This window comes from uncultured Thiodictyon sp., from assembly GCF_903946935.1.
In the GTDB taxonomy this organism is placed as follows: Bacteria; Pseudomonadota; Gammaproteobacteria; order Chromatiales; family Chromatiaceae; genus Thiodictyon.
This window is the reverse complement of the sequence record NZ_CAJAXH010000088.1, coordinates 1-25,939: the sequence shown is the minus strand read 5'-3', so window position 1 is coordinate 25,939 and position 25,939 is coordinate 1. Positions and strand designations below refer to the sequence as shown.

The window sequence follows — 25,939 nt, the reverse complement described above, 5'->3', positions numbered from 1 at the left end:
GACCCGCCCGTATCGAGTGTTGGTCCCGTTGCGGAGTGGGGTAACCCGCGAACAAGAATATGGGGCAAGCGTACACAGAGAATCTTGTAGGCCGTAGGGGAAATCGCGTTCCCTGAAGTGCTGGTACAGCTTCGAAATGCCCAATGCGGATGCCGACAGTTTTAACGTGCTGGAAGGCAATATGAAGCGCTCGGTTCATCGCGAGAGCGCGGATGTCCGCCGGAGTCCTCAGGCCGTGGCATGTAAGAAGAGAGACGTTGGAGAACTCGGGAAGCCCCGTCGGCTCCTGGATGAAGTAAGATGATGAAGCCGTCAGTGTTGGGACACGTAAGGGTGATGAGCCCGGAAACGGCGTGGGCACGGGTGGAGTCATCGTGCATGGAGCATCCAGGCAGGCTGGCAACAGCCGTATGCTGACGAGGTGTCTTATCGGGCATAGTAGTCGGAGGTTGGGAAAGCCAGCCACATGGCGAAGGACCCGACGGAAGTACGCAGCCCACAAAGGAAACTCGTGCCGGACATGCAGGATCGGAGCACACGAGCCAACCTCACTGTAGGGCATAACAACTGGGCCTTGTAACGGGTAACTGTGAAGGTCCGCGCGACTGTGAGTACAACCGAGGAACCGGATGCGGGAAAACTGCACGTCCGGGATTGCGCCGGGGGCGCCGGGTAACCGGCGTTCCTACGGCGGAGAGCGTCTCCCATTCCGCTTCGACGCGGTGGTCATTCTGCCTGATCACCTGCATGCGATCTGGACCCTGCCGACGGGCGATGACGATTTCTCCGAACGTTGGCGGCTGGTGAAATACCGTTTCTTTTACCGCTCGCCACCAACCGACGTAACGCGTCGATCTTTGGCGGCGAAGCCGGAAAAGGGACTCTGGCAGCGGCGATTCTGGGAGCATTGCATTCGCGATGACGCCGATTTCGCCCGCCATCTGGATTATCTCCATTACAATCCGGTGAGGCATGGGCTGGCGGGGCGGGCGGCGGATTGACCCTATTCCAGCTTTGCCCGCTTCGTGGCGCTTGGCGTTTACCCGATGGATTGGGGGTGTCCGGCCGGGGTGGCGGAAATCGCGGGTGATGGCGCAGAGTGAGGGAACCTGAGAGTGAGTCGATGGGCATCGCTCGCGCTCTGCCCATCCTACGGACTTCAGGGCGGCGAGGATGTCAATCTCAGACGGCGCCCATCGGCTGGAGCGAGAAGCCCTTGAGGTTCTGCGCGAAGCGCTCCAGTGCCTGGATGCCAGTGGCCTCGGCGGCGCGGCACCAGTCCTGCAGGTTGCCGAGCAGGACGTCCTGGCTCGCGGTGCTGCGTCCCCAGATCGCCTGGAGGCGCTCGCGGAATTGATAGACGGTGGCCAGCGTTTGGCTCTGGGCCAGCAGGTGTTCCAGCGTGGCGTGGGCGGCGGCATCGAGTCGGCTGCCCTCGCGTGCCAGCAGACGGCGGTAGTGGGCGGCGTCGCGGCTCAGTTCGGCCCGCGAGACCGGGGTCAGAACCTCCTTGGTGTAGCGGGCGAAGACGTGCATCCGGCTCGCCACCACGGCGCGAAGCGTGTCCATGTCTGCCAGCGGCTTGCCCTTGATGACGGTCAGGCGGGGTGCGACCCGCTTGATGCGGGCGAGGCGCAGTGTACTCAGCGCGCGGATATACAGCCAGCTCAGATCGAGCTCCCACCACTGGCAGGAGAGCCGCGCGGAACTGGGGAAGGCGTGGTGGTTGTTGTGCAGTTCCTCGCCGCCGATCAGGATGCCCCAGGGGACGATGTTGGTGGAGGCGTCCGCGGTCTCGAAGTTGCGGTAGCCCCAGTAGTGGCCGATGCCGTTGATGATGCCGGCCGCCATGATGGGTATCCACAGCATCTGTACGGCCCAGATCGCCGGGCCATAGAGCCCGAAGAGCAGCAGATCCAGGATCAGCATCAGGGCCAGCCCGTACCAGTGGCGGGGGGTATACAGATGGCGCTCCAGCCAGTCGTCCGGGGTGGCCTGGCCATAGCGCTCCAGGGTCTGCGCATCGGCTGCCGCCGCCCGGTAGACCTCATAGCCCTGGGTCAGGATCTTTTGCAGCCCAAGGACTTGCGGGCTGTGGGGGTCCAGCGCGGTCTCGACCTTGGCGTGGTGCAGCCGGTGGACCGCGACCCACTCCTTGGTGACCGCGCCGGTGGTGAGCCACAGCCAGCAGCGCATGAAATGCTCCACCGCCGGGTGCAGGTCCAAGGCGCGGTGGGCTTGGGCGCGGTGCAGATAGATGGTGACCGCGGCGATGGTCAGATGGGTCATGGCGAGTGTGATCAATACCGCCTGCCAAGGCGAATAATCAAGGATACCGTGCAGGGTCATCAGGAACTCCGGAGGGGAGGGTGGTGCGGGCATTTAGGGGCCGCAGTCGGCGGGTGCCGTGCGGCCATGGTGTTAGTACCTGCGCGTCGTGGTGGTGGTTGACCGCGTGGCGTGCGACGGCCTTGTGACCACGGTGGTCGAGCTCGTGTCCGGCGTCACCAGCACTGAGTCAACGCCGGTTCGCCCGGTCTGACCGGTTGGACCTTGCATCCCGGACGGCCCTTGCGGACCAGTGCAGGCACCCAAGCCAAGTACGCCGATCGCCGCGACGCAGAGGATTTGATATTTCATTTTGATATCTCTCGAAAAATAGGGGAGGGCCAGCGTTGGCAACCCTGGTCGGCGTCGTCGAGGTGAGCGACGACTGCCGCCGGCGGCTATCAGGGGAGGGTGTCGATCGTCGATCTACCGGCCGTGCTGGGATCAACCGCAGTGGCAAGCGACTCCGTCGTGATGGTGGCCACAATAGGTGGCAAGACCCATGCGGTCAGTACGGTGGGGAACATAACGCAGGGCGGCGGCCCGCGGTGTCTGGCACTCGCGGCGCGGAGCGCCTGGCACAGGGGTGACACCGCTGGAGCGGTGTCACCAGAAAATGCGGTGTCGTCAGGGCGTCTACAACACGCCAGCCCTTTTGATCTCGAAATAGCGATTGACCAGGGCGATGGGGAGTTGCGCGGGGAGCAGGTCCAGTACCTGGATGCCCAGATGCCGCAGGCGCTCCTGGTGCTCCCGGCGTTCGGCCATCCAACCGTGGACGGCGTGGAAGCGCAGGGCCTCATCCAGGGTGTCGATCGGGGCCTCCAGGGCGCGGTCCAGGGCGGCCTCGCGTAGGTCCGCGATCACCACCAGGTGGCGGCGGCGCAGGAGTTGGGCGGCCTGGGCCAGGCCTTCCTGGTCCTCGTCGCGGCTATTGGTCAGGATCGCCACCAGGGCGCGGCGCGGCATGGCGGCCAGCAGGGCGCGGGCGGCGACCTGGGGGTCGGCCGCCTCCAGGCTTGGCTGGAGGTCATAGACGCCTTGGAGCAGCCGGTTGACGGTCCCGGGCTCCTTGCGCGGGGCGAACCAGCGCTGCGGTCCGCCGTAGGTCATGAGTCCGACGGCATCGCCTTGGCGCACGGCCACATAGGCGAGCAGGAGCAGCGCGTTCAGGGCCTCGTCCAAATGGCCGCGACCCTGATCGCGGTGGCGCATCCGCCGTCCGCAGTCCAGCAGGAAGACCAGGCGCTGGTCGCGCTCGTCCTGATACTCCCGGGCGATCACCTTGCGCATGCGCGAGGTCGCCTTCCAGTCGATCTGGCGCAGTGAGTCGCCCTCCCGGTACTCCCGCAACTGGTGGAACTCGGCCCCGCTGCCGAGTCGGCGCAGCCGCCGTACCCCGAGTTGGGCCAGTTGGTCGTTGGCGGCCAGCAGGGTGTAGCGGCTGATCTCGGCAAAGTTGGGGAAGACGCGCAGGGTCTCCGCCGGGGGCAGTACCCGGGTGCGCCGCCACCAGCCCAGGGGCGAGCGGGTGGCGACATCGCAACCGGGGAGCGGGAAGTCGCCGCGATTGGGCGGGCACAGGCGGTATTGGATGCGGCCCTGTTGGCGGGGTCCCAGGTTCAGGTCGGCGGGCAGGCCGCGCACGGCGAACTCGCCCGGGTGCAGGTCGTGAAGGCTGAGTGTGAGTGTCTGGTCCGACGGGTTGGCAAGCTCCAGGGTCACCGGGCTCCAGACCCCCAGCGGCAGGGCCCGGCCCATGCGCCGCGTGATCCGCGGGTTTGGGAGCCGGCGCAATGCCAGCCAGTCGCCCAGGGCGACGGCGGCAATCAGCAGCCCGCCGCCCTGCCACAACGGTGAGAGCCAAGGCAGCCAGGCGGCGGCGAGGCCGATAGCCGTCCAGGCGGCCAGGGCGAGGAGCAGCGGGGTGCGAGGGTGCATATTGCTGATTTCTTCATGGTGCTGGCGGGGGTGCCGGCGCTGCGGTCCTAAGACCGCGGCGCCGGCACCCCCGCCAGCAAGTCGACCAGGACGTCGTCGGGGCGGTAGCCCTCGATCTCCAGGTCGGCGGTGAGCTTGAGCCGATGCCGCAGCACCGCGGGGGCCATGACCTTGACATCGTCCGGGGTCACGAAGCCGTTGCCCTCGATCAGTGCATGACCGCGGGCGGCGCGCACCAGTGCAATGGCGGCGCGGGTGCCGGGGCCGGTCTCGATCCCCTGCCAGTCGCGCGCCGCCCGCACCAGGCGCACCGCGTAGTTGAGCACACTGTCGTCCATCCGTAGCCCCGCCGCCGCCTGCTGCACCGCCAGCACGTCCGCGGGCGCCAGGACCTGCGTGACCCGGGAGGTGTCGAGCCGGTCGCCGATTTGCCCGCTGGTCATCTGGCGCACCACCGCCAACTCTTCGTCCACCCCCGGATAGTCGATGAAGACCTTGAGCAGGAAGCGGTCGAGCTGGGCCTGGGGCAGTGGATAGGTGCCCTCCTGTTCGATGGGGTTCTGGGTGGCATAGACCAGGAAGGGGGCGGGTAGCGGCAGGGCCTCGCCCTCGATAGTGACCTGTTGCTCCTGCATGGCCTCCAGCAGGGCGGACTGGGTCTTGGCCGGGGCGCGGTTGATCTCATCGCCCAGGAGCAGGTTGCAGAAGATCGGGCCGCGCCGGATGCGGAACCCCTCGCTCTTCATGTCGAACAGTGCGTGGCCGGTGACATCGCTCGGCATCAGGTCCGGGGTGAACTGGATGCGGGCGAACTGACCGCCCAGGGCCTGCGCCAGGCCGCGCACCAGGAGCGTCTTGCCCACCCCCGGCACCCCTTCCAGCAGGACATGGCCGGCGGCGGCCAGTGCGACCACGGCCTCGCGGATCACCTGGGGTTGACCGACCAGTGCCTGGGCGACGGCGCCCTCCAGGGCCTGGAGTTGCCGGGCGGCCTCGGCGACCGTCACGCTGGGTTCCGATTGATTCATCGCGGCTCCTTAGTTCCGGAAGAGTTATTGTCACGCCAAGGCGCCAAGCTCGCCAAGGTTTTTCACTATGTTATTCGCTCTGGACGATGCATCTGGCAGCCGATCTCGATACCGGTGTTACCTTGCTGGTATTTCTTGGCGCGCTTGGTGCCTTGGCGTGAGTCATTGCGGGGCTTAGGTTAATGGGTACGGGCGGGCTGCGGGGCGGGCCCGGTGTCGGGGCCGCGTGCCGTCCCAGAGTGACTGGAGGATGCGCGCCTGGTCGATGAAGCCGGGGATATCCTGGACATCGATCTGCAAGGCGCGGGCGATCGGTTCGACTGGTTGGGCGCTGGCCTTGGCGATGGCCGCCGCCTGCTCCATGGGTCCCAGATGGCGCAGTTCGGGGCGCCGTCGCTGCCAGGCGCTGCGCACCTGACGATGGGTCGCCTCCACCAACTGGGCGGCGCGCCCATGGCGCCACAAAAACGCGGCGGCGGCATCCAGGTGTTCCAGCAGGTCGCGATGACGCCGATCCGGCGGGCCCGTCCGAGGTCCGAGTCGGGCGCCGAGCGACCAGCCCCAGACCAGGATCAGGACCGCCGCCGCGATCAGTGCGGCGGGTGCGGTGGCCCACAGCAGGGCGCCAAGCCAGGGGACCGCGCTGTCATAGAGCAGCCACACCTTGCCCCCGGCGGCCGGCCGGGCGAGCTGGGCCAGGAACAATGCGTGGTCATGGCGCCCGATGTGCTCGTTGGTGAGAAACTGCTGGTCGCTGGTCACCGTCAGCCACCCGGCGCCGACCGCCTGGCGCACCAGGTGGGTGTGCCCGTCCGCTTGGACCAAGAAGGCGTCGTTCGCTTCATTCTTCTCCAGATGCCATCTCGGATTGAATTCGACCGTCAGCGGCGCGCGCCCGTTGCCCCACTCGACCTCGGCCAGTCCGGTGTCGTTTCGGGTGAAGGTCTCAACCTTCTCAAGGCGGATGCCGAACTCACCCAGAAAGTCGTCCGCCTGCCGGTCATGGTCCCACAGGTCGATCGCCTCCACCACCAGACGGCCGCCGCCCTTGAGCCAGGCGCGCAGCGCCGCCCGGCGCCGCGCGTTGAGCGGACCCAGTCCGTTGACCACCAGCGTATCGGTGGTCGGCGGGGGCTGCCGCAGCAGGTCGCGCCCGGCGCGACTCTCCACCGGGACACCCAGACGGGTGAGGAAGCGCTCCGCGGCCAGGAAGGGGTTGCGGCGAGCCGCGGCGGTGGCGCCGATCGGGACCGTCTGGGGGCGGCGCTCGAAATTGGCAAAAAACCAGGAGGTGAGGGCGGCCGCGGCGATCAGGGCCAGGCCGCCCAGGCACAGATACAGGATGCGCCGGTCAGCCGGCATGATCGGCATCCTGCCTCGTCGCGGTTGGAACCCTGATCGGCTTATCGGCCCCGTCAGCCTCGAAAGACTCGTTCTCACGCCAAGACGCCAAGACGCCAAGGTTGTTCAGTGCGTTATCAGCCTTTGACGATTCACCCGGTGCCTGGCCCGTAGGGTGCGGCGACTCCTTTGTTTCCCTTGGCGTCTTGGCGCCTTGGCGTGAGCCATTTGGCCGAGGTTCAGGCTCGGCGCCGACGCCGGTCCAGCGCAGCCAGTCGGCGAGCCGCGCAGCGATGGTCTGCGGCTCCGGCGTGCGCTGGGCATAGGCCAGGGCCTGCCAGTCGCGGGTCAGTTGTCTGAAGGGGGCCGCCTCGGTGGTCCCCAGGTGGTCCGCGGCCAGGTGCAGACATTCGCCCTCGGTGGCGCCGTCCGGGATCGCCACCCCACGGTGGCGCAGGTGGGCGATACCACCCCGATAGAGCAGCGCCAGGGCGCCTCGCGCATCCCCGGCGGCGAGGCGTGCGCGCACCGCCTGGGCCAAGTCCGCCGCGCCCGGGTCCGCTGCGGCGTCGAGTGACGCCACGGTCCCGGTCGGGCGCGCCGCTGGCCGGGCGCGCCGCCGCCAACTCCCCGGCTGCCAGTCGCGCAGGATGCGTTGGAGCAACAGTGCGAGTGCGGCGACCGCCAGCACCGCCAGAAGCGCCTTGAACGCGCGTCCCAGGATCACGGCCAGGTCGCCCAGCGCGTTGAACCAGCGGGGTTTGGACGGTTCCCGGTCTTTCGGTTCCTCCCCGATATAGGTCCAGACGCTGCGCTGGCGGGTATGCCCGAAGGTGTCGTCGGCCAGGACCTCGGTAATCAGTGTACGTGCGGCCTCCGGTTCCGGTAAGGGTTGCCGCACGGCCTTGGCGTGCGCCGGCGGGCCGGGCCAGGCGAGCAGCACGGCGACGCACGCGAGGCCCGTCAGCGCCGCGGCGCGCCCGCTGGCGGTTCGGGGCCGCGGCGCACCGCTGCCCGCTGGGGCGCTGGCCGCGTGTACCCGACGAAAGGCCAGTTCCAGGTCCCAGGCCTCCAGTTCGGTGCGGCGGCCGATATAGAGCGCGAAGCCCCCGCAGACATAGAACGGCGCGATCACCGAGCCGGCGAGCAGGTAGCACCCGGCGCTTACCCAATAGGGCCAGGATTGGGAGTCGGTCAGGGCCGCCTCCAGGTCGAGGCCGGGCAGCCCTTCTGGAATCATGTAATACAGCGCGAGCAGTAGCCCACCCCACAGGATGGCCTCGAAGTGATAGCAGATGAGGGTCAGCCAGGCGGCCCCGGCGCCCTGGCTCAGGAGCCGTCGGCGGGCCCGCAGCGCCTTGCCGCCCAATCCCTCCAGGAGCCCGATCGGCAGCACAAAGGAGCGGCGGGCCGTGAGCCGCCGCCAGAGTAGATAGGGCAGCAGGCGGCGTGTCCAGGCGGCCCGCAGCATGCCCGGCGCCGCGCGCAACGGCACCGGCTCGCCGAAGAGGGCGCGGCTGATCCACCAGACCAGGGGCGCCTCATAGAGCGGTTTGAACCACCACACCAGGATGCCCCACCAGTCGGCCCGCGCGCCGCTGAGGAGCAGGGCCAGGAGCGCCACGGGCAAGACACTGAGCCACCAGAGTGCCCACAGGGTCGGAAACCAGGCGCGGGCCAGGGCGAAGCCCAGGTCGAGTCGCTCCCAGACGCCACGGGGCCGCAGGGCGATGGTGATCCGGTCAAGCTCCATGGTCGGCCCCGGGGGCGGCGCGTCCCGCCAGCGCGAAATACAGCGTCACCGCCACCCACCCCAGGGCGCCCACCAGGTATTTCACCCCGGCCGGTGCCCCACCCGACGACCAGAAGGCCTCCACCACGGCCGCCAGCAGCAGCATCAGCGCCGCCCCGCCCACCAGCACCACCGCATCGCGTGCATTGGCGCGTAGCGCTCCCAAGCGGGTCTGATGTCCGGGGGCGAGGAGAGCCCGCCCGAGCAGGAGCCCGGCCGCCCCGCTGATGACGATGGCGGTGAGCTCAAATGGGCTGTGACCGCTGACGAATGGCCAGAAGGCGCTGCCGAACCCCAGGTGGGTCAGATGACCGGCCGCCGCGCCGATGGTGAGGCCGTTGAAGACCAGGATCAGGACGCTCCCGAGCCCCAGCAGCAGCCCCGCGCCGAAGGTGCGGAAGCCGATGCCGATGTTGTTCATGACGTAGAAACCGAACATCTGGAAGTCGGTGTCGGCCTGGCGATCTGCGCCCCGCCCGGGCTTGGCGGCGCCCGGGTCGTACATGGACTCCAGCTCGGTCACCTGATGCGCCGACATCAGGCTGTAGATCAGCTCGCTGTCCTGACCGCAGGCAAGCCCCATGAACGCCGCGGGCAGGAAGAACAGGGCCGCCGCCAGGGCGCAGACCCGGGCGTGACTGCGCAGGGTGCGGGGAAAGGTGGTGGCCATGAAGCCCAGGGTCGGGGCCAACCAGGCGAGCCGGCGGCGGTACAGGCAGGGGTAGCCGCGCCGCACCAGGTCGTGTAATTGTGCGATCAGGCCCGGGGCGTAGCGGCGGGTGCGGGCCAGGGCGTAATGGGCGCACAGGCGCCGATAGAGTGCCGGGAAACGCGCGAGTTCCCGATCTACCGTCGGGTCGGGGCGGCGAGCGCGGCCCTCCAGGTCGGCGAGTAGTCGGCGGTAATCCGCCCACTCGGTCGCGTGGGTCGCCTCGAAGGGGCCTTGGCGCATCCGTTAGTCCCCGACCCGGCCCTGGGCCAGCCAACTCCCGTAGCCCTGGACCTGCTCCACCGCCGCGAGTCCGCGGGTGTCCGTCCGCCCGTCGGGGGACGCTGACAGGTGCGCGAGCAGGGTCTCGGCCAACTCGATCCGGCGGGGTGCGGACAGGTGGTCCGAGCGCTCGCAAAAGGCCAGGATCGACTGCTGGGTCGCGAGTGGCAGCCCCAGCGGGGGTTGGCGGGGCGGGGCGTCCAGGAGCGCTGCGCCGGTGCGCTCCCCGGTTTGCCCCGGGGTCTGCCGGGGGCGTCGCTGCGCATAGACCACCAGGGTCCCGGCGGCCAGGTCCCCGAGCCGGCGGAAGTCCCGATCGGCCAGGGTACTCAACAGACCCACCCCATAAAATAGCGGCAGAAAATCCACCACCCTCAGTAGATTGCGGATCAGCGACGCCGGCAGTCCGACCGGGGTACCGTCGTCGTGGACCACCATGAGCCCGAGTGAGCGTTTGCCGGGCGTGGCTCCGCTGAACACCTCGAAGGCGACCGGGTAGAGCCAGTCGAGCAGAAAGGCGGCGATCAGGCTCAGTCCGAGGCCGAACCCGGACAGCACCATCAGGGGGCTCAACACCAGGTAGACGATCGCCCGGATGGCACCGTCCGCAATCAGGGCCAGGGCGCGCGGGGCCGGACCCGCGACGCGCAGGCCGAGATCCACCCCCTCCGGGGTCTCGTTCAGCCGGACGGTATCCACCGGCACCGATTGGGTTCGCGGACCGATGGCCGACGCTATGTGCATCTGCGGCCTCAATGCCCGCCAAACAGCGTCAAGGGGAAACGCTCGGTGATGAGGATCACCGGGCGACCGCCAATGACTATACGATAGGTGCGGAACACGAATCGCTCGTTGTCGCCCGCCGGTCCCGGCGCCGGGCCGGGCGCTGATCCGGGTGGCTCACCCGGGGCGTCGTCCCCGTGGTCCAGACCCACGTCCAGCACCTCCCGGTAGCTCTCCAGCCCGCTATCGCGGATCAATACGCCGATGCCGATCTCCCGATCGATCAGGCGCCGCCGGAAGTCCGGCGGAATCAGCTCAGTGCGGATCAGTGACAGGGCCTCGGCGAAGATGCGCCCGCTGTGGACCCCGCGCAGCCGGGCATCGCGGATCAGACAGCGGTCGCCGGCGGCCAGGCCGATCCAGGGCACCGGCTCCTCGGCCGTCTCGAAGCGCTGCTCCAGCGTGTCCACCGCCACCGGCTCCCAAAAATAGGCCTCCAGGGCCTTGGTCACGGTGCCGTCAGTGACCAGGAGTGCGCGCAGAAAGGGGGCCAGCTCGGCGAGCTGGATCATCGCGCCCTGGTCGTCGCGGATCGCGGCGCCCGCGAGATAACCGTCACAGCGGAAGGGGGGGTCGTCGAGTGGACGACCGTAGTAACGGCGCATCACTAAATTCCTTAATTTTGTCTATGGCTAAAAGCCGACGCTGGACCACTTGAGCGGATTGTGCCCGAGTGCGGCCCCTGGCTCCAGTGTCGCCGGGGGCTAGCTCTTGGGCTTCTCAAGGTCCAGCGTCGGGCAAATTTGACCGGTTTTGGAGTACAAAAAGCCGAAGTAAACATTTTTTCTTGTGGTAATTGCTCCCCTTTTTTTGGTCTTGGCCTTGATGTTCTGCCCTATATGCCGCAAGCTTGGTAACCGGGTCCGACTCTTTCGGTTAAGCTGTCGCTTGACCGCCGTGCCCATGACTCGGATCCTGATATCGCCACCTACTGCCCAGGGCGCACGCGCGTCGTTGGCCGCGGTGTGGGGGGGATTCGGAAATACCCGAACCTGTGTTATAAAAAGAGGGCCTCTTGGCTCAACCTACGGAGATTCTACCGATGACCAAAATCGTCAAGCTCGCTTCCCTGTCCGCCGCCGCTCTGATCGGCGCTACCCTGATCGGTGGCTGCACCGACCAAACCGCTCGTGACCAGGCCCAAGCGGCCATGGACGCCGCCAAGGGCGCCCAGGCCTGCTGCGACACCAACACCGAGCGTATGAACGCGATGTATCAGAAGACCATGCGCAAGTAGAGCTGGTCGGCTAAGCCGCGCCGGCTTCCCACCAGTTGTGGGAGGCCGGTGGCGGCCGCCACCGCCCGGTCGACCGCCTTCCAATCGATTTCAAGTCCTTGCGTGTTCACCACCGATTCCGGTATCACTGAGCGCGCGGGTTTCAGCTTCGATTTATCATCGACATTGACCTCCAGATAGAGGTCATCCCCCAGCCAGCCGAGCTTGTAGGGCTGATCCACGATCGTCACCGTGGTCCCCTTGGGCACCTGCGGGAACAGCTCGATAATGCCCTCGTTGTTCATGCGGATACAGCCATGACTGACCGGCATCCCCAGGCCCCAGGGCTTGTCCGTTCCGTGGATCAGATAACTGGGTACGCTCAGGCGCATCGCATAGGGGCCGAGCGGGTTGTCCGGACCCGCGGGCACCACCGCCGGCAAGATGTCACCCTGGGCCGCGTGCTCGGCCCGGATCGAGGCCGGCGGGGTCCAGGTCGGGCCCTTGATCTTCTCGGCGATCGAATAGGTGCCGAGCGGTGTACTCCAGCCCTCGCGCCCGACGCTGATCGGGTAGCTCTGGACCTCGTCCGGTTTGCCCGGCGGGTAGAAATACAGACGCATCTCCGGCCGGTTCAGGACCAGCCCGGAGCGCGGCGTGTCGGGCAGCACGTACATGCTTGGGACCAGTACCTCGCGCCCGTCGCCGGGCACCCACATATCGACCTTGGGGTTGGCCTGCTCCATGTCCTGATAGCCCAACTGATTTTGCCGCCCGATGTCGAGCAGGGTGTCATGCTTGCGGCTCTTAATATAGAAGGGCATGCCCACCACGCTATCGCCTGGGTGCGCATACCTGAAGGTTTCAGCCTGGGCGCCCGGGACCCAGCCCGTGACGACACCGAGGCCCAGCGCCACCGCGCCGGCCACGGCGGCACGCCCCGGTACACCGGACGATTCTGCTTTCGACTTCATTAACTTCACTCTTTTACCTCGTGAACACGATGAAAAAACTGTCGCGATTGTCTCACGTCCGCAATATCGGGGTCGCCGCCCATGTCGATGCCGGCAAGACCACGCTGACCGAACGCATCCTGTTTTATACCGGCGCCTCCTACAAGATCGGCGAGGTCCACGACGGCGCCGCCCACATGGACTACCTGGCCGAGGAGCAGCGCCACGGCATCACCATCACCTCCGCGGTCACCAAGGCCCCCTGGCGCGACCACCTGATCCAGGTGGTCGACACCCCCGGCCATGTGGACTTCACCATCGAGGTGGAGCGCGCCATGCGGGTGCAGGACGGCTGCATCCTGGTGCTGGATGGGGTGCGCGGCGTGGAGCCTCAGACCGAGACCGTGTGGCGCCAGCGCGCCCGCTTCAACCTGCCGGCGCTCTTTTTCGTCAACAAGATGGACCGGCCGGGGGCCGATTATCGGGCCGCGCTGGCCGCCATCCGCCAACGACTCAAGGCCGAGCCAGTACCGATCGCGATCCCCCTGGCCGACGACCACGCCGTGGTCCATCTGATCGACCGCACCCTGATCCGTTTTCAGGGCGAGCAGGGCGAAGGGGTCGCGACCGAGCCCTGCCCGGCGCACCTGTGGGAGGGTCTCGCCGCCGACCGCGAGGCCCTGGGGCTGGCCGCCGCCGAGTGGGACGACACCCTCACCGAGTCCGTGCTCGCCGGCCTGGACCCGGCCCCCGAGCTGCTGCGCGCCGCCATCCGCCGCGGCACGCTCGCCGGGCGGCTCTTCCCCTGTTACGGCGGCAGTGCGTTGCGCAACCTTGGGGTGCAGCCGCTGCTGGACGGCGTGATCGACTTCCTGCCCGCCCCGCTGGATCGCCCGCCCGCCATCGGCCGGCACCCCGACGGCAGCACTGAGGAGGTTGCCCTCGGCGGTGACGGCCCGCTGGTCGCCTTGGCCTTCAAGGTCCAGCTCTGGGACGGGCGCCGCCATGTCTTTGCCCGTATCTACCGCAACACCCTGAAACCGGGCGACACCGTCGAGTTCGTTAGCCCGGACGGTCAGACCCGTCGCGAGCAGGCGGCGCGCCTGTTCGATGTGGACGCCGGCAAGAAGACCAAGCTAGACCAGGCCGAACCTGGCGAGATCGTGTTGATCGCCGGGCTGCGCCACGTGACTACCGGCGACACCCTGTGTGCGCCCGGACACCTGCTCGGACTGGAGCGCATCGAGGCGCGCGCCCCGGTGCTCGGGCTCGCCATCGAGGCACTGGCCGGCACCGAGGAGGACAAGCTACTGGAGGTCCTGGACAAGGTTACCCAGGAGGACCCGACCTTGGCGGTGGAGGAGGACCCGGAGACCGGCCAGCGCCTGCTGCGCGGCATGGGCGAGCTGCATCTGCAAATGGTCTTGGAGCGGATGGAGCGCGAGTTCGGCGTGCGGGTGCGCAGCGGCCGCCCGGCCGTCGCGGTGCGCGAGACGATCCGCCGCGCGGCCTCCGCCGACGCCTTCTTCACCACCCCGCCGTCACCCGACGGCAAACACCCCGACCTGATGGCGCGGGTGGCGCTCACTGTCGCACCCCTGGCGCGGGGCGCCGGCATCCAATTGGTGATCAATCCCCGTTTACTGCCAGCGGGCGCGGTCCTCACCGAGGTACAGCGCCGGGCCATCGAGTCCGGTCTGCGCAGCGGCCTGGAATCCGGTCCATTGCAAGGCGCCGCCCTGCTGGACCTGGAGTTGGAGGTGCGGGAGGCCGAGCTCTTCGGCACCGGCTCCACCCCGGAGGCCCTGGCGGCGGCGGCCAACAAGGCGCTGCGCCAGGCCCTGGGCGCCGCCCAGCCCGCCCTGATGCAGCCGGTGATGGCGCTCGAGGCGATCACGCCGGAGTCTAACCTGGGGGCAGTGCTCGGCGATTTACAGTCGCGTGCGGCGATCATCACCGACACTGGCAACCGCGGCGAGACCGCCGAGGTCCGCGCCGAGGCCCCGCTCGCCGCCCTGCTGGGCTACACCACCACGCTGCGCAGCCTCACCCAGGGGCGGGGGCAGTTCACAATGGAGTTCCTGCGGTTCGACCTGGTGTGACGTCGCGGCCTGGGGGGCGCTCCTATTCCCGTAGGAGCGGCCCCCAGGCCGCGATTGGTTGCCACGAGGCGGGGTGCCGGAGTCCTGATCAAAGTCGGCCGTAGATTAACCTAAGTCCGGGAATTGCTCACGCCAAGGCGCCAAGCTCGCCAAGAAATACAATAGGGTAAGCGAAGTCACCAGATCGCCCGCCGGGTGAATGGCCCAAGGCAAATAAGGTGCCGCAAAACCTTGGCGAGCTTGTGGTGATAATTGCCCGTTCTAGGATCAAGGGCTCGACTGGCGATCAGGCCAAAGTTGAGTCGACCTTTCTCGTCTTGGCGCGGGCATCGCCCTCCGCACGTCCATCTGTACCGTGCTTCCAGTTGTTGGTTCACAGAATGGATCCCGTCGTCGTCAGACTCGGCTAGGACCCTCGTTGTGAGTTCTTGGCCCGTGATGATTGAATTCTTCAAACGACGTTGGGGAGCTGCGCATCGCGGTGCCTTGTTTGATGCACGAGAAAAACTCGAGCCCGGCCCCTTTGGCACTGTTTCTCAATGTAACGAATCTTACCCCTACATCAGGAATCCGCGATCTAAGCCGTGAGAAATGCCGCCTTCCCAATCTGAGGTAAGAAATTCGCGCACAGAGTTAAAGCAGTGCTCTATGACGTCAGCGTAAATTGGATTTTTGTGATAGGTCGCGGCATACGTAAACTCTTGATCCGTATTCTTTTGTTTTCTCAGGATGTAAATTTGGTCAATTTTGTATTTCTTTAAATTTACTGATTCCGTCAGCTTCAATCGCTCTGCAACAACAATGTACATCGCATTTGGGTTCTTTTGCTTGAGTTGGTCGGCGGCGGTGGAGACATCTTGCAGCATTGTTTTGTCAAGATATGTCTTGCACTCGATGGCTATGGCGGGTATGTCCCAGTGGTGTTCTTCCGAAATTGAAGAATCATCGCATTTCATCGTGGCTTTTACGCGTACGCCAATGGCAAAATCGTGGTCTTTTATTTCAACGAGGGCGTGCGGTTTTGTTACCATCTCCTTATAGGATGGTGCTCGAAAGAATACGTCTTTAAATGAGTGAGATTTTCCGATCAACGCTGTTTTAGAAATTCCATGAACGACATCTCTAAAAAGGTAATACATGAACTCTTCTAAAACAGAAGAGTGAAGGTTTGAGCGTGAATCAAATTTTTCTGCGTAATGCTGTTGATCTAAGAAATCCTTGTATTCGTTTAGTAGTCTTGCTCGCGTGGCAATGATTGCGGAGTCATTGTCCGTGGTTTCGGTGGTCGGGCCGATCAATTTTTCATTTGCTGATTTCCATTTGTTGTAGCGAGTCCGAATTTCAGCTAAATAGCGCCTTGATTCTTTATCGCGGTATTTCGTCTTATGGCTTTCTTTTTGTTCCAGGTTGTTTCCGTGAACAAGCATATTATTCTCCAAGCTGCCTGATGATATTTTCTGCTATTGCCTTTGCCATTAACGGCGGAACGGCGTTTCCTATTTGATTGTATTGACAAAGATGTTTTTCCTCAAGCCTGCCTTCGCGTTGCAACAGTTTGTGGCTAACCACGGTGGGCTTTCCTTTGAATACATACCAATCAGGAAACGACTGGATTCTCGCTCCTTCTCGGGCCGTGAAGTTTCTGTTTTTATACGGATGTACAAAATTAGCGTAGAAAGATGCCGGAACCGTATGACATTGTCGATCTGGATGCATTCTACGGTTATTTTGATCATAGGCGCTGTCTGAAAATTCGCTGCTATTTCGCTTTAGTGGTCGCAAATGATCCGGTGCATCGGAGCTTGAGTCGCCGCAGCTCATGGCGGCGAAGCGCTCGACGAGGCGCTTTGAATGATTCATGGACTTGTGGTTGAAAAGCTTGCTGGCTCCGTCTCGTAAAAGGCGCTGATAGTCATTCTGAGGGGCCTTAGTATATTCAGATTCTTCTGCTCCTTCCCGCGCCTCGATTTCTGGCATATCTGAAATGGCGTCCCATAGTGTCGGGCATTGTTTGAGGCCAACTTCAAACAAGTCCGGGGTACAGGTTATAGAGTGGGTCTTTTCGGGGAATGGGTTTTGTAGTTTCTGGTGTGTGGCTATTACTATGAGCCGTTTTCTAATCTGTGGGATGCCATAATCGGTCGCTTCAAGTATCCGATGCTCAACGTGATACCCAAGAGTTCTCAGCTCATTTCTTATAATCTCGATCACCAGTTCGTTGCTTTCTGTTCTTGCTTTAACCAGATTTGGAACGTTTTCCATTATCATAACTTTAGGTCTCAGCAATCGACCAACACGTATAAACTCTTCAAAAAGTGAATTTTTTGGATCCTTAGGGTCGCCGCTATTTTTATTACAGATTGAAAATCCCTGGCAAGGTGGGCCGCCAAGAACAATGTCAGGCTTAAGCTTTCCAAAGGCGTTGACAATCTGCTCATCTGTCATTGCTGTGATATCGCCTTGTATGACGGTGGCTTGGGGGTGATTGAATTTGAATGTTTCGCAAGCCCAGTTATCTATTTCAATAGCGCCAATCACGTTGGCTCCTGCGAGTTCAAAACCTAAGCTAAATCCACCTGCTCCGGCAAAGGTATCAAGTACCGAATACTGCATATCTTTTTGGTCTCTTGAGAATGATTTCGAACGTTAAAAGGGTTAAGGGGGCGGGGTTAAGGGGCCGGGGGTTAAGGGCGTTAAGGGGGTTAAGGGGCCAGGGTCAATTATTTCCCATCGACACGAGAAGCAGAGCTTCCAGAACCGCATGCCCAAGCGGAGCTTGGGCACGAGGGGGCCGCGTATGATTGTCACGCGGGCGGTGGGTTTGAGCGGCCGGCCCCGCTACTCGAAACCACCAACCGCCCGAAATCCTATTGACGCGGTTTCCTTACTGCACCTACTTGGGCGCGGCGGGGGCCGCCGGTGCCGTCGCCCAGGGCTGGATGGCCACTGCCGTGACGCTGTTCTTGGGCGAGCCCTCGATGACCCGATCGCTGTAGGTCAGATAGACCAGGACATTGCGCGGAGCGTCATAGAAGCGCACCACCTGGAGCGTCTTGAACAGCAGTGAAGTGCGCTTCTTGAAGACCTCCTCGCCATTGCGTTTGCCGCTGCGTACATCGTCCGGCAGGTTGATGGGGCCGACCTGGGTGCAGTCGATGGAGGCGTCCGAGGTGTCCTCGGCCACCCCGACGGCGCCGGAGAGGCCGCCGGTCTTGGCGCGGCTGAGATAACAGGCGACCCCGGGGATGTCCTCGTCCGGGAAGGCCTCGACGACGATCTTGTCGTTGGGGCCCATGAGTTTGAACTTGGTGGCGACGCTGCCGATGACCTCGGCGCCGGCCGAGTGGGCGAGGCCGAGCAGGCACAGCAGGATGAGTCCGCGACGCATAGTGGTACTCCGTGGTAGCAAATACAGGGGGAAGAATACCGTCCGCGAATGAACGCCAATAAACGCAAATGAGAGAAATCGCCGCAGACCCTGCCTGGCGATGACAATGCCGGGCAGGAGGTGGGCTGCAATGGCCGCGTCACATCATGATCGATGTGACTTGCTCAACCCCCGTAGGCCTTTTTCCCATTTGCGTTCATTTGCGTTTATTTGCGGACGAAATATCCTCTTGGGTTGACGAATCCTCGTGGCCGTTCTACGGCTCAGGTTGACCGGCTTGGGTCGGCCCCGAACAGCCGGTCACTCTCCTGACGCGAGCGGGTCAGGCAGTCTTCAATGGAGACCCCAACGAACCAGTTACCGGTGATGGCCAAGCGGCTGCCGGCAGTCGCACGGTCGATGCGCTCCACCACGTCGGCATGGCCGGCGCGCAAGGCCGGCAGACGGTTGTGGACCTGTCCGCGCGCGACGATGCATGCGGGGTCCACGCCCAGTGCCCGGCAGGCGGCTGCCACCTGGTCCTCCGGGCACAGGACGCCGGGGCGGAAGTGGAAGGCGAAGCCGCGATAGGTGGGGTCCGGCAGGAAGTCGCGTGACACGGCCGAGTAGAACCCGCCGTCCACCGCGATCAACCCGGCCAGGGCGGGCAGGGTGAGGTCCGTGGCCCGGAAGGCCAGGGTCAGGGTCTCGATCTCCGCCATGCCGATAGCGCCCACCGCGTCCCGTGCCCCGTCGAAGCCGGCCGGCATGAGCTGGGCGGCGACATCCGGCGGCACCGCGAGGGTCAAGGCCGCGCAGGCGATCTCGCCGGCCCCGTCGATGACCACCCGAAAGCCGGCCCCATCGGGCACGATGGCGGCGATCGTCTGACCGGTGCGAACCGTCAGGCGGTCCTGGGCGGCGATGGTCTCCGGGATCGCCGACAGCCCTTGGGCAAAGGTAAAGGCCTTGATCATGTCCTTGCGACGGGGCTTGCGCCGGAACAGGGCCTCGGCCGGGTAGTCGTCGGCGTTCTGACAGATCACCGCCTGGAAGGCGTGACGCAGCAGGTCGCGGTAGTTGCGCCGCCCGAGTATCCGCCCGTAATAATCGGCGACCCGCCGCCCCTCCTTCGGCTCCTTAAAGATGCGCGGCAGCGAGACGGCGGCCTCCAGGAAGTGCAGTGCCGATGTGATGGGGCGGCGCTTGCCGTTGGCCCACAGCCGGTAGCCGACCTTGGTCTTGACCTTGGGCTGCACCTGGGCGGTCAGCCCCAGGTCGTCCATGATGGTGAGCAGGTTGCCGTAGCTGTTGAAGCAGGTGTGGCTGCCGGCCTCGGTCCAGAACCCGCCGAGCCCCTGGAAGGCATGGGTGTTCATGCACCCGCCCACCCGTGGCGCGGCCTCCAGCACCAGGGTGCTGAGGCCGCGGCGGGCCGAAAAATGGGCGGCGCCGAGTCCGCTGATGCCGGCGCCGATGACGAGATGGTCGAAGTCCTTGGTCATTGAAATTACTGTGTCGCGTCGGGGATGGGTTGCGTGTGGTCGTCAGTGTCGGCGGGCGCAAGGCTCAGATAACTGATGTCCGGCTCCGGGATCGGGGTCGGCAGCGGTTCGCAGTCCTCCAGGGTCCAGCCCTGTCCGTCGACCAGGCTTAGGTAACTGGTGTTCAGCGGCGGCGGCTCGGCCTCCGGGGGTTGCTCCAGCACGCCGCCGACGGGCGCCAGGGCCAGGTTCGCGGTGTCGCTGCCGCTCGCCTGGGGGCGCGGAGCGGGGGGGGCGTCCGTGGGTTCCTCCACGACGACGTCCGGCCCCGCTACCGCGGTGATGGTAAGAATCGCCCCCGCCTGGGCAAAGACCTTCTTGAACTTGCTGGCCGTGGCCTCGTCCACATCACGCTTGACGATGACTGGCTGGCCGGTAAACAGCCGCTCGACCCCCTGTTCGGAGAGTTTGAAGGCGGCGGCCAAGTGTTGCCGGGCCAGATCGGGATCGGCGCCCGGGGCGAGCAGGCCCGCGTAAGAGAGATCGAAGCGTTGGTCGGACATGGTGCTACCCGCTATGGTCGGTGACGCCCCGGTCGCGCTCGGCGGGAGCGGTGTTTGGGTCCCGCTCCCGCCGCCGCGACCGGATGGCGCTCGCGCTAGTCGATCGGTTTGGCCAGGCTGAAGGCTCCCCGAATATCGCCGACAGCATAACCGCGTGCCTGGTCCCCTGGATAGGCCTGATCCAGGGCGGCGGCGACCTCAGGGTTGATGGCGCTGCCGTGACAGGCGAGACAGACCTCGCCGGTGGGGATGGCCTTCATGAAGCGGAATTGCTTGGCGCCGTCGTCTTCGACCACCGCCCCGAAGGCCAGGGTGTCGACCGGTTCGCCGGCGGCCTTACGCGCGTCGAAGCGGGTCAGGACCTGCCGCTCCCAGGCGTCCGGCTGCCCGGTCTTGGCGTTGCGCGGTTTGAGGCTGACGCGCGCGATCTTCCAGCCGGACTTGGCCGAGAGGTCGGCGGCGATCGCCGGCGCCCGCTCCTTGCAGACCCCGATGGCCTTGACGGGTCCGCCGGCCTTCATGGCCGTCTCCAGTTCGCCCTTGAGCGTGCCGGCAAACTGCTGGATCAGGGCCTTGGCCTGTGCGGCGTCGGGGGTGGCGGCAGCGGCTGGGGCGGCGGCCGGGGTCGGCTCGGCGAGCAGTGGTCCGGTGGCGAGCAGGGCGAGGGCGGTGGCAGCGATGAGTTGGCGCATGGCTAGACTCCAGTGGTGGTTGTTGGGTGATCGGGGCAATTTTAGCCAGTGTGAAAGTATGGCGGGTCCGGCGCCTGGGCGCTTGGCGGAATCGCAATTTCTGGTCGGCGCCCGCGGCGAGTCCTTAACTCAATTGCTGTGATGCGCTTGAGTTTCCTGGGGTCCTGTTTGGCCCACCACTCGAGGTCGGCAAGCCCGGTTTCAGTCCAGGTAAGTCGCAACATCAATCGTCAGCCGCTGCCCGTCCTGGTGTTGGCGCATACCGAGTTTGAGGTGTTGCGCGTTGGCTGGGTCTTGCAGCAGATAAAGGGTTTCCATGATGCTGCGGTAGTCCTCGCCGTCGAGTAGCACGATTTCCTTCCCGCCGCCGCGTCCGATGCTGATCGGTTGCCGATCGGCGTTGACCCGGTCAAGAATGGACTTGAGGTTGTTGTGCAGGTCGGTGGTGGAGAGGTGTTCCATCGTTGGCTCCCGATCATGTTCGCTTCCAGACAGTTAAGACCGATCCCGAGAGCGAGTCAAGCCCACGGTGCGGCACCGGCCCCCGTCCAGCGTGTCGAAATGTCTTTTACTTTCAGGCTCACGGGGCCGCTTCGTCATCCCCCGCCACCGGCGCATCCAGCCCATTGTCGCGCCGGAAGCGGGCCGCCTCGCGGATCAGCGCAAGCCCGCTGCGCTGCGCACCCCAGCGCGCCGCGAGCACCGCGTCCGGGGTCGGGTCTTCGGTCCACACCCGCCACAACACCACCGCGTCCTGCCGGTAGGCCACGGCGACGCTGCGCCCGTCCGGGCTGAAACGGGCGATGCGGGCCGCGCCCAGGTCGCTCTCCATCACCAGATAGGAGCCCTCGGTCGGCGCCCGCCCAGGCCCTGGGGGCCGCGCGGCGGGCCGTTGCCACAGCCGCACCGCACCGTCGCGCGCGGCGGTGAGTAGCCAGCGCCCGTCCGGGCTGAATTCGGCGGAGGCGACCCGGTCCTTGTGGCCTTTAAGCTCCGCCAACAGGGTGCCGCTGGTGTCCCAGACCTGGGCGCGGCCGTTCATCGAGGCGGTGACCAGGGCCGTCCCGTCGGGGGCGAAGCGGACGCTATAGAGGTTGCCGGCGCCACTCTTGCGCAGCAGCGGTTCGCCGCACTGCTCGCCGGTCAGCGTGACCAGGACCAACTGGCCGTCCCCGCTCACGGTGGCGACGCGCCCGCCATCCGGGGCGAAGGCCAGGTCGGTGATGGCCCCCTGGTGGGGTTGGAGTTGGCAGCGCAGCCGCCAGGTGCCGTCGGGCGCCTGGGCCGCGACGCGCAGGGTCCCGGTTTCGTTGCCGGTGGCGGCCAGTTGGGTGCCGTCCGCCGTGGCGACGGCGTCCGCTGCCTGGACCTTGGTGCCGTCGTGCTCCAGTGCCCGGGGCAGCCGCAGTTCGCGGCAGGCGGTCGGGTCCCACAGCCGCACCGGCCGGGCGGGGTCGTTGGAGGTGGTCAGGAGCCAGCGTTCGGTGGGTGCGAACACCACGCGATAGAACTCGATCGGGGGTGCGGCGACGGCCCCTGCCGGCGCGGGCGGCGACGCCTCCGCGACCGGCTCCAGGGCGCAGCCGCCGCCGTCGATCAGGTCCCACACCCGGGCGCTGCCGTCGTAGGCGGCGCTGGCGAGTTGCCGCGCGGAGGGCGAGAAGGCGACCCGCCGTACCCGCCCCCGGTGTCCGACCAGTCGCCAGATCTCGCCCGGCGCCGCCCAGGGGGCGGCCGCGTCATAGCGCCAGACCTGGACCAGGCCGTCGAACGAGGCGCTGGCGATCAGGAAGGCGTTGGGGTCGGTGTCCAGGGCCTTCGGCGGTCGTGCCACATCCAGGGACGAGACGTGATCGTCATGCGGGAGTCTGAAGGCCAGGGCGGTGGCGTGCCCCACGGACCAGACCCGGACCGAGCCGTCCTGATCCGAATAGGTGAGGATGCGGCTGCCGTCGCTGCTGAAACGGGCGTTGGTGATCGGCGCCTCGTGCGGGAACACGGCCAGTTCCCGGCCGCTGCGGATCCCCCACAGGCGTGCGGTCTGGTCGAGCGAGGCGGTGAGGACCAGTGGGTCATCCGCCCGCGGGTCATTCACCGGGGAGACGCGGATGCGCTCCACGCCGAGTCGGTGCTGACCCAGGATATCGGCGGCCCCAGTGGCGAGGTCCCAGCGCACCAACTGCCCCTCGTCGTCTCCGGCCAGCAGGTAGCGGTCATTGACCGCAAAGGTCAGGTCGCGCACCGGGGACTGGTGGATACGGATGCGCCGTCCCTCATGCGAGACCTCCCCCAGGGTGATGCGCTCGGTCCCGTCCAGGGCATAGACGCGCACCTTCTCATCGGTGGTGGCGACGGCCACCTGCTTGCCCTTACTGTCGAAAATGGCATGGTTGACCGGACGGTGCTGGGGGGCCGTCGGGTTCAGGGTCAGCCGCTCGGCGCCGGTCGCGGTGGCGAGTATGCGGGCCGTGCCGTCGCGGGAGGCGGTGATCAATTGGGTCCCGTCAGGGGCAAAGCTTAGGCCCCGGATCTCTCTCTTGTGTACGGGGAGGTCCCACAGCGGCGGACCCGGATGGGCGAGGTCGAGCACGCACAGTCCGAAACCGTCGCCCGCCACCGCGTGGGGGATCGCCAGATAGCGGTGGGCGTCGTCCTGGGCGATCGGCTCCCCGGGTTGCACCCCGCAGGGCCAATCCGGCGCCGCCCCGGCGGCGGCCGGCAGCCGCCAGACGCCGGTCTCACCGAGTCCCAGAAACCGGGTTGTTCCATCGCTGCCGCCCGCAAAGCGCACCGCATGGATGGGCAGCGTCGGGGGGGCGAGTTGCCGGTCGAAAACAAAGCGGCTGTCAGTCAGATTCCACAGGCCGGCGCCGTCCCGGCTGGAGAGTGTGACCAGCTGGTTGCCGTCGTCGCTGATGCCGGGCGAGCGCGAGCGCTCAGGGGTCGACCCGCCGGCCTGGACCATGGCGATCAGCCGATTGGCGCTGAAGGCGCGGCTCAGGGTGTCGACGGCGTCCTGGGGCAGGTCGCGGCCGGCGTCCAGGGCGAGGCGCACCGCCACCGGGGTATTGCCCTGAATGATCGCCAGGTTCGCCGCATTGATCTCACTGCGGTGCAGATTCAGCGTGGCGGCGCGCGAGGACTTGCGCGCCCAATAGGCGCTGGTGCTGGCCACCAGCAGGAGCGCTGCCAGGGTCAGGCCGGTGATCCGTGCCAGCCGATTGCGCCGCCGCTGGTGGCGCAGTTGGGCGTGGGAACGGTCGAGAAACTCAAGCTCGATCGGCTCCAGCTCGCCCGGGAAGGCGGTGGCGAAGCGGCGGGCGGCGGCGAATCCGAGCTCGCCCAAGAGATATTCGCGATTGCAGTCCGTGTGTTTCCATAGTCGCGCCTGGCGGGCGATCTGGAAGCGCAGTTGCAGCTCGCGCCGGTTCGCCGGGTCGGCTACCCACTCCCGCACCGGGGTCCAGGCGTCGATCAGGGTCTGGTGAATGAAGCAGGCGGTGGGGCGAAAATCGCGCCACTCGGTGGCGGGTGCCGCCCCGTCGGTCGCCGGGCCGGCGGCAGGGGCCGCAAGCGCGACCGCGCCGCGGGCCACGGCCTCCGCCGCGCGCCCCGGGGTCAGGCGTGCCCGCCACTCCTCGCGGGTCTCCCGGGCCAGGCGCGCGAGTGCGTCCAGTAGGCGGTCCTCGGGCTGGGCGCAGGGGAGGCGTTCGGCCGGGTCGGCGACCCCCTCGGCCACGATCAGACGGGCCGCGATCAGGGCCGCGACCAGCCGGGCGCAGTCCGGGTCGCGCTCCAATGCGCGCAGGTCCCCGGCGCGGGGGCTGGGGTGGGCGGAGGCCCCGCTCTCCAGGGCGATCAGCGCCCGGCACAGGATGGGCAGTGCGGTGCGGGTCGGCCCGTCCAAGGACTCCCAGAGCGCCTCTGCCCGTCGTCTGGTGGTCCCGGCGACCCCGCCCAGGGCGCGATAGTCGCTGATCCGCAGGCGCAGCCGGGCCGCCGGGTCGGCCCCCTCGGGCACCCCGACAGCACCCGCCGCGGGGGCGCTGGCCTGCGTATAGAGCTCGGCCAGGACTGGCTCCAAGAGCGTCGGCCAGTGGCTCAGATGGCTCGCCTCCGCCTCCAGTAGTTCGACCAGGCCGCGCCCCGCGCCAACGCCTTCGCCCTCGTACTCGATCCCGGCGATGCGCGCCGGGATCTCGATCACCTGACGGATACGCGCCGGCGGCGGCGGCTCCAGCGGATACCAACTGTGCCCGTCCAGCAGGGCGGCCAGGGCGGGGAGGCGCGGGAGCTGGCGCAGCCGGTCGCTACGCAGGGTGGCGATCACCCAGACCCCGTCCTGGGCGGCCAGGGCGGCGAGTGCGGCGGCGAAGGTCTGGGTGCGGGGGGCGGCGAGTGCCGAGGCGTCGCAGAGACCGTCCAGCGGGTCGATGATCAGGGCGAGTTGCTGACGCCCTGCGGCGCCATCGGCGGCCTGTCCGGCCTCGCCGAGCAGCCGGGCCAGGGCGGCCTGGACCTGCCCGGCCGCCACCGCGGGCTCGGTCTCCAGCAGGCGTTGCAGGCCCGCCTGGTCCAGACCGAAACCGTCCAGTGCCGTGCCCAGCATGGCCGGTAACCGTAGCGCCTGGGCCAGGTCCGCGATGGGGTCTGGACCGGTGCAGGCGAGCCGGCACCAGCGGGTGCCCGCCACCCCGGTGAACAGGAAGGGCCGCAACAGCCGCGGCAAGAGCCCGGCATAGACCAGTGAGGACTTGCCCACCCCGGCCGGTCCGGTGATCAGGATCAGCCCGCGGCCGTCCGCGCGCTGGGCCTCCAGGCGCGCCACCAGCTCGCGCGTCTCGGTCTCGCGCCCGACGAAGACCGGCTCGTCGCTCAGCGCATAGGGGCGCCCGGCGCGGAAGGGGTTGTCGCGCCACTCGCCGGCCCCGGGGCGCTGGCCGCGCTCGACGCTGATGCGGCGGTTGAGCAGCTTGCGCAACTGGCCCTCCACCAGTTCTCGTAGCGCGCGGTCGCTGTCGAATTGGCGGAAGGCGCGGCGGAAGCTCCCGTCCGGGTTGAAGAAATGGGTGCGGAAGAAGGCCTCCAGGCGCTCCCGGTCGGCCACTGCCTCGTGGGTGGCCGCCGCATTGGTGATGTCGATCAGGCGCGGCGTGGTCTTCTTGTAGACCAGCACCTCGGGCCCGGTGTGCTGCGCACAGGCCTCCACCGCGTCGACGGCCTTGATCATAAATCCGGCCAAGACCTAGCGTAGGGCTTGGTGAATCACCGCAGGAGAGCGGCAGGACCCGCGAAATTGTGTACCCTTGGAAGTGCAAACAAACCGAGGGTGAAGCACCATGTTCGAAGGTCCTGCCG

At 66.4% G+C, this 25,939-nt stretch carries 20 protein-coding genes; 3 read left to right on the top strand and 17 right to left on the bottom strand.

What is annotated here, in order from left to right:
- Window positions 1-722 precede the first annotated feature (722 nt).
- A complete protein-coding gene (locus QZX93_RS07900) occupies window positions 723-1,001 on the top strand; it encodes a hypothetical protein (RefSeq protein WP_295394495.1) in 279 nt (92 codons plus the stop codon).
- Between the two features lie 181 nt (window positions 1,002-1,182).
- Here the strand turns inward: QZX93_RS07900 and QZX93_RS07895 are convergent, their stop codons facing one another.
- The 8 genes from QZX93_RS07895 to QZX93_RS07860 form a co-directional block, all read right to left on the bottom strand.
- Window positions 1,183-2,349: a fatty acid desaturase gene (locus QZX93_RS07895; protein ID WP_295384542.1), complete on the bottom strand. Its 1,167-nt coding sequence runs from the start codon at window positions 2,347-2,349 to the stop codon at window positions 1,183-1,185.
- A 615-nt stretch (window positions 2,350-2,964) separates the two neighbouring features.
- On the bottom strand, window positions 2,965-4,269 hold the full coding sequence (locus QZX93_RS07890) for a DUF58 domain-containing protein (RefSeq protein ID WP_295384501.1): 1,305 nt from the start codon (window positions 4,267-4,269) through the stop codon (window positions 2,965-2,967).
- Window positions 4,270-4,316: 47 nt separating this feature from the next.
- A complete protein-coding gene (locus tag QZX93_RS07885; protein ID WP_295384504.1) occupies window positions 4,317-5,297 on the bottom strand; it encodes a MoxR family ATPase in 981 nt (326 codons plus the stop codon).
- 174 nt (window positions 5,298-5,471) lie between these two features.
- Window positions 5,472-6,659, bottom strand: coding sequence for a DUF4350 domain-containing protein (locus QZX93_RS07880; RefSeq protein ID WP_295384507.1), 1,188 nt, complete (start codon window positions 6,657-6,659; stop codon window positions 5,472-5,474).
- Window positions 6,649-8,391, bottom strand: coding sequence for a DUF4129 domain-containing protein (locus tag QZX93_RS07875; RefSeq protein WP_295384510.1), 1,743 nt, complete (start codon window positions 8,389-8,391; stop codon window positions 6,649-6,651). Before QZX93_RS07875 ends, QZX93_RS07880 begins: the two co-directional genes overlap by 11 nt.
- Window positions 8,381-9,382 carry a stage II sporulation protein M gene (locus QZX93_RS07870; RefSeq protein ID WP_295384512.1) on the bottom strand — a complete coding sequence of 334 codons (1,002 nt, stop codon included), beginning with the start codon at window positions 9,380-9,382 and terminating at the stop codon, window positions 8,381-8,383. The genes QZX93_RS07875 and QZX93_RS07870 overlap by 11 nt, the downstream gene beginning before the upstream one ends.
- A 3-nt stretch (window positions 9,383-9,385) precedes the next feature.
- Window positions 9,386-10,165, bottom strand: a complete 780-nt coding sequence (locus tag QZX93_RS07865) for an RDD family protein (RefSeq protein ID WP_295384515.1) — start codon at window positions 10,163-10,165, stop codon at window positions 9,386-9,388.
- Between the two features lie 8 nt (window positions 10,166-10,173).
- The gene (locus tag QZX93_RS07860; protein WP_295384518.1) at window positions 10,174-10,809 is read right to left on the bottom strand and encodes a chorismate pyruvate-lyase family protein; all 636 of its coding nucleotides are present in this window, start codon (window positions 10,807-10,809) and stop codon (window positions 10,174-10,176) included.
- 437 nt (window positions 10,810-11,246) lie between these two features.
- Between QZX93_RS07860 and QZX93_RS07855 the strand changes: the two genes are divergently transcribed.
- Window positions 11,247-11,441, top strand: a complete 195-nt coding sequence (locus QZX93_RS07855; protein ID WP_295384520.1) for a hypothetical protein — start codon at window positions 11,247-11,249, stop codon at window positions 11,439-11,441.
- On the opposite strand, the gene QZX93_RS07850 is transcribed toward QZX93_RS07855, so the two are convergent.
- Window positions 11,420-12,394: a L,D-transpeptidase family protein gene (locus tag QZX93_RS07850; protein ID WP_295384522.1), complete on the bottom strand. Its 975-nt coding sequence runs from the start codon at window positions 12,392-12,394 to the stop codon at window positions 11,420-11,422. The genes QZX93_RS07855 and QZX93_RS07850 overlap by 22 nt on opposite strands.
- Window positions 12,395-12,423: 29 nt before the next feature.
- On the opposite strand from QZX93_RS07850, the gene QZX93_RS07845 reads away from it, so the two are divergent.
- The gene (locus QZX93_RS07845; protein WP_295384524.1) at window positions 12,424-14,475 is read left to right on the top strand and encodes a translation factor GTPase family protein; all 2,052 of its coding nucleotides are present in this window, start codon (window positions 12,424-12,426) and stop codon (window positions 14,473-14,475) included.
- Window positions 14,476-15,032: 557 nt separating this feature from the next.
- Here QZX93_RS07845 and QZX93_RS07840 read toward each other — a convergent pair.
- The 8 genes from QZX93_RS07840 to QZX93_RS07805 form a co-directional block, all read right to left on the bottom strand.
- Window positions 15,033-15,902, bottom strand: coding sequence for a Bpu10I family restriction endonuclease (locus QZX93_RS07840; protein WP_295384526.1), 870 nt, complete (start codon window positions 15,900-15,902; stop codon window positions 15,033-15,035).
- A 1-nt stretch (window position 15,903) separates the two neighbouring features.
- The gene (locus tag QZX93_RS07835; protein ID WP_295384528.1) at window positions 15,904-17,088 is read right to left on the bottom strand and encodes a DNA cytosine methyltransferase; all 1,185 of its coding nucleotides are present in this window, start codon (window positions 17,086-17,088) and stop codon (window positions 15,904-15,906) included.
- A 280-nt stretch (window positions 17,089-17,368) separates the two neighbouring features.
- A complete protein-coding gene (locus QZX93_RS07830) occupies window positions 17,369-17,863 on the bottom strand; it encodes a CreA family protein (protein ID WP_295384530.1) in 495 nt (164 codons plus the stop codon).
- Window positions 17,864-18,126: 263 nt separating this feature from the next.
- Window positions 18,127-19,347, bottom strand: coding sequence for an FAD-dependent oxidoreductase (locus QZX93_RS07825; RefSeq protein WP_295384532.1), 1,221 nt, complete (start codon window positions 19,345-19,347; stop codon window positions 18,127-18,129).
- Window positions 19,348-19,352: 5 nt separating this feature from the next.
- Complete coding sequence (locus tag QZX93_RS07820) at window positions 19,353-19,889, bottom strand: hypothetical protein (protein ID WP_295384534.1); 537 nt, start codon at window positions 19,887-19,889, stop codon at window positions 19,353-19,355.
- A gap of 95 nt (window positions 19,890-19,984) precedes the next feature.
- Entirely contained in the window at window positions 19,985-20,581 is a 597-nt protein-coding gene (locus QZX93_RS07815; RefSeq protein ID WP_295384536.1) for a DUF3365 domain-containing protein, read from the bottom strand.
- A 201-nt stretch (window positions 20,582-20,782) separates the two neighbouring features.
- Window positions 20,783-21,043, bottom strand: a complete 261-nt coding sequence (locus QZX93_RS07810; RefSeq protein WP_295384538.1) for a type II toxin-antitoxin system Phd/YefM family antitoxin — start codon at window positions 21,041-21,043, stop codon at window positions 20,783-20,785.
- Window positions 21,044-21,161: 118 nt separating this feature from the next.
- On the bottom strand, window positions 21,162-25,811 hold the full coding sequence (locus QZX93_RS07805) for a WD40 repeat domain-containing protein (RefSeq protein WP_295394491.1): 4,650 nt from the start codon (window positions 25,809-25,811) through the stop codon (window positions 21,162-21,164).
- Window positions 25,812-25,939: the final 128 nt, after the last annotated feature.